The 4,136-nt window shown below is 70.9% G+C and carries 3 protein-coding genes; 1 reads left to right on the top strand and 2 read right to left on the bottom strand.

Annotated elements, in window-relative coordinates:
• Positions 1-1,833: M24B family metallopeptidase (locus AC3XYG_RS19360; RefSeq protein ID WP_489141495.1), on the bottom strand; the 1,833-nt coding region annotated here is incomplete at its 3' end.
• A 351-nt stretch (positions 1,834-2,184) separates the two neighbouring features.
• Between AC3XYG_RS19360 and AC3XYG_RS19355 the strand changes: the two genes are divergently transcribed.
• Entirely contained in the window at positions 2,185-2,445 is a 261-nt protein-coding gene (locus tag AC3XYG_RS19355) for a DUF1127 domain-containing protein (RefSeq protein WP_489141494.1), read from the top strand.
• Here AC3XYG_RS19355 and AC3XYG_RS19350 read toward each other — a convergent pair whose 3' ends face one another.
• The gene (locus AC3XYG_RS19350) at positions 2,446-3,714 is read right to left on the bottom strand and encodes an MFS transporter (RefSeq protein WP_489141493.1); all 1,269 of its coding nucleotides are present in this window, start codon (positions 3,712-3,714) and stop codon (positions 2,446-2,448) included. It abuts the gene before it with no gap.
• Positions 3,715-4,136 lie beyond the last annotated feature (422 nt).

The following is a 4,136-nucleotide window of genomic DNA, read 5'->3' as shown; positions in this document are numbered from 1 at the left end:
GAACTCGTAGAAAATCCTGCTGTCGTCGCTCAGCGCCGCGCAGGGCTGCACCACCACCAGCGTCTCGGTGCGGATGCCGTAGCGGCCGGCGGCGTAGTAGCCGGGCTCGTTCGACAGGATCATGCCGGGCTCCAGCGCGATCGTGTTCGGCGTCTTGGCGATGCGCGCCGGGCCTTCATGCACGCTGAGATAGCTGCCGACGCCGTGGCCGGTGCCGTGGTCGTAGTCCAGCCCGTGCTCCCACAACGGCCGCCGGGCGAAGGCGTCGATCTGCGAGCCGGTGGTGCCCTTGGGAAAGCGCGCGGTCGAGATCGCGATATGGCCCTTCAGCACCAGGGTGAAATTGCGCCGCATCTCCTCGGTCGGGGTGCCGACAATGATGGTGCGGGTGATGTCGGTGGTGCCGTCGCGATACTGCCCGCCGCTGTCGACGAGATAGACATTGCCCGGCTCGATGGTCCGGTTGCTCTCGGCGCTGTAGCGGTAATGCGGCAGGGCGGCGTTCGGCCCGGCGGCGGAGATGGTGTCGAAGCTCAGGTCGCGCAGGGCGCCGGTCGCGACCCGGAACGCCATCAGCTTGTCGGCGGCGCCGGCCTCGTCGAGGGTGCCGGACGGCGCCTCGCGCGACAGCCAGGCCAGGAAGCGGGTGACGGCGGCGGCATCGCGGCGATGGGCGGCGCGGGTGCCCTCCAGCTCGGTTGCGTTCTTGCGGGCGCGGGGCAGGGCGCAGGGGTCGGCGCCGACATCGATCTTCGCGCCCTTCAGCCTGTCTTGCACCCAGGCACTGGCCGAGCCGGCGTCGATCCGCACCGCCTTGCCGGCGCGGCCCAGCCCCTCCAGCGCCTGGCCGAGGCTGGACGGCGGCTGGATCGCCACCTCGTTGCCGAGATGGCGGTCGACCCCCGGCACCAGCTTGCGCCGGTCGATGAACAAATCGACCAGCCCGTCGGCATGCAGCACGGCGAAGGACAGCGGCAGCGGCGTGTGCGGCACGTCGGCGCCGCGCAGGTTCAGCAGCCAGGCGACACTTTCCGGCGCGGTCAGCACCACTGCGTCCAGCCGGTCGCGCTGCAGCGCCTGGGCGATCTCCGCCCGCTTGTCGCGCGCCTCCTGGCCGGCGACGTCGCTCTCCTGGACGATCGTGGGCGAGATCGGGGCCGGCGGCTGGTCGGTCCACAGCGTGTCGATCGGGTTCTCCTCGACCGCGACTAGCGTGCCGCCGGCAGCCTCGACCGCGCGGCGGGTCTTCTCGACCCAGGCGACGGTGGCCAGGCGCGGGTCGTAGCCGGCCTTCCCGCCCTTGGGCATCGCCGCCGCCAGCCACGTCTCATGCGGGTCCTGGTGCAGGTGCCGGCGCTCCCACTGCGCCGGGTCGGTCTGCTGTTCCGCCTGGATGGTGTAGCGGCCGTCGATGAAGATCGCGGCGCGGTCGGCGGTGACGACGGCCAGCCCGGCCGAGCCGGTGAAGCCGGTCAGCCAGGCCAGGCGCTCGGCCCGCGCCGGCAAATATTCGCCCTGGTGCTCGTCGGCATGCGGCACGACATAGCCGTCGAGGCCGAGGCGGGCGAGGGCGCCGCGCAGCTTCGCCAGCCGCTCCGCCGGCTGCGGCCCGGCCGGGCGCTGCGCTGCGGCCACGGCAGCCTTCGCCGCACGCAGCCGCTTGGCCTGGGCCTCGGTCACCTCCGGCGCCACCAGCGCCATCCAGTCCCGGTCATCAAGGGCGGCCGGCGCGGCGACGACGCCCTCCAGCAGCTCCTGCAGGGCGGCGGCGTCATAGCGGCCGCCGGTGTCGGCCACGGCGGCGGCGAGGGCTTCGGCGAGATCGATGGTCATCGGCAGCGAGTCCGTGATCTGGGAAGGCCCGGCGCGCTCCGGCATCGGGCAGGCGTTGAAGCCTTATCGCGCATCAGATGTCGCAGGGGAAGCCGGTGGCCGATCCCGCGCCCGCTCCGTCCCCGACACCCCATGGCCGCGTACCGCGCTATGTTGCCATGCACAAATTCGATGTTGCGACGCACAAAATGCGGTGCATGCTGGCCCTGCGAGATGGCTGGCTCAGCCCTCGCCAGACAATGACAATCCCGGAAACTCCCTTTGAAGCAGCGTTCGCCTGCGTCGCCGCGCTATGCGGTCGGCGATGGTGCGATGCAATAATTCTCGCGCAAGCGGGAGCGGAAACGGGACATGACCATGGGATACCAGCTTCTCGCCTACCTCATCCGCGGTGTCTTCCGCCTGCGCGGCAGCGTCGACCGCAACATGACCTATCACGAGCTGATGGAGCTGACCGACCGGCAGCTCGAGGACATCGGCCTGACCCGCAACCTGATCGAGACGGTGCTGGTGCAGGGCGATGAGGATGTCACGGCCCTGCTGCCGGAAGGTGCGGTGCGCGCCTCGCTGCAGCGTGCCGCCAACACCAACCGGCTGGCCGGCGCCGCCTGATCAGGCTTTGGTGATCTCGACTGCGAGCGTTTCCGGGGCGGGCGTCTCCGGCGCCCGCGGGTCGAGCCCGACGACGCCATGGGTCGCCGGCTGCAGCGGCACGAAGCCCGGCCGGGACTCGGCCGGGGCACGAGCGCGCTGTCCCATCCGGTACAGGGTGAAGGCCGCCAGCGCCAGGGTCACCACGCCGACGAAGGCGAACAGCGTCGGGGTGCCCAGATGCACCATCAGCAGGCTGGTCGGCACCGGGCCGGCGACGGCGCCGATGGCGTAGATCAGCAGCAGCCCGCTGGAGGTCTCGACGAACTCGCCTGCCTGCACCTGGTCGAAGGTGTGGGCCAGGGCCAGCGCGTAGAGCGGCAGCGAGAAGACGCCGTAGCAGAAGACCAGGCCGAGCACTGCCTCTGCCGGCAGGACGTTGACGGCCAGCAGCGCGAATCCCGCGGCCGCGGTGCCGACGCCCGAGATCACGATGGTCCAGCGCCGGTCGATCCGGTCGGACAGCCGGCCCAGCGGCCATTGCCCGACGGCGCCGCCCAGCACGCCCACGCTCATGAACAGCGCCACCGTCGCGGCGTCGAAGCCGCGCGCCTGGGCGAAGACGGGGCCCAGCGACCAGAAGGCGGCGTTGGAGATGCCGACCACCAGGCAGGCCGCGGCCCCGACCGGGGAGGTCGCGACCAGCCGGGCCAGGCGCAGCCGCACCACCTGCGGCACCGGCGGGGCCGCCACCCGGGTCATGGCGATCGGCAGCACGGCCAGGCAGATCAGCACCGCGATCCAGGTGAAGGCGGTCATCGGATTGCCGGTCTCGACCCCCAGCAGCATCTGGCCGACCGTGATCGCGACCAGGGTGACGATGGTGTACAGCGACAGCACCGTGCCGCGCGTCCGGCTGGTTGCCTGCTCGTTCAGCCAGCTCTCGATCACCATGAACACGATCGAGAAGCAGAAGCCGGTGCCGCCGCGCAGCACGATCCATGGCACCGGGTGGACATATTGCGGGAAGGACAGGGCGACCGCCGCGGCCAGCGCCGCCACGGCCGCGAAGGTCCTGACATGGCCGGCGCGGCGGATCAGATGCGGGCCCAGCAGGCAGCCCAGCACGAAGCCGGCATAGTAGCCGGAGCCGAGCAGGCCGGTGACCACGGTGCCGAAGCCGGCATCGTTCGCCCGCACCGCCACCAGCACCGCCTGCAGCCCGTTGCCGCACAGCATCAGCCCGACCCCGGCCAGGAGCGCGGCGACGGAGGAGAGGACGGCGGACATCGGGGAGCCTCGGCGGAACCGGCGGCAGACAATCCTGCCGCTATGCCCTCAGCCTAGGCCGCTGCCGCGCCGGAATTTTGTCCAGAAGCGACAGAAGCTGCCGCCGCTGCGCTGCCGCTCTGTGCCTCTATCGAATTTGCGGATCTGTCGACTGTGGTGCCTGGCCTCTCCCGCTTGCGAGACCTTTTTCAGAACAGGCCAGGCCCGCCTTTTTCTTGTCCCCCCTCCCCTTGCGGGAGGGGGAGAATGGGTGGCAGGGCCGCCGCAGATCCCGCCATGCGCACCACAGTCGACAGATCCGCAAATCCGATAGAGGCCCGAAGCGGCAGCGCGGCGGCGGCAGCTTCTGTCGCTTCTGGACAAAATTCCGGCGCGGCACCGGCCTAGGCTGACGGCATAGCGGCAGGATTGTCTGCCGCCGG

Source organism: Inquilinus sp., assembly GCF_057815775.1.
The sequence above is the reverse complement of the archived record's forward strand: the minus strand, read 5'-3'. Positions and strand labels throughout refer to the sequence as shown.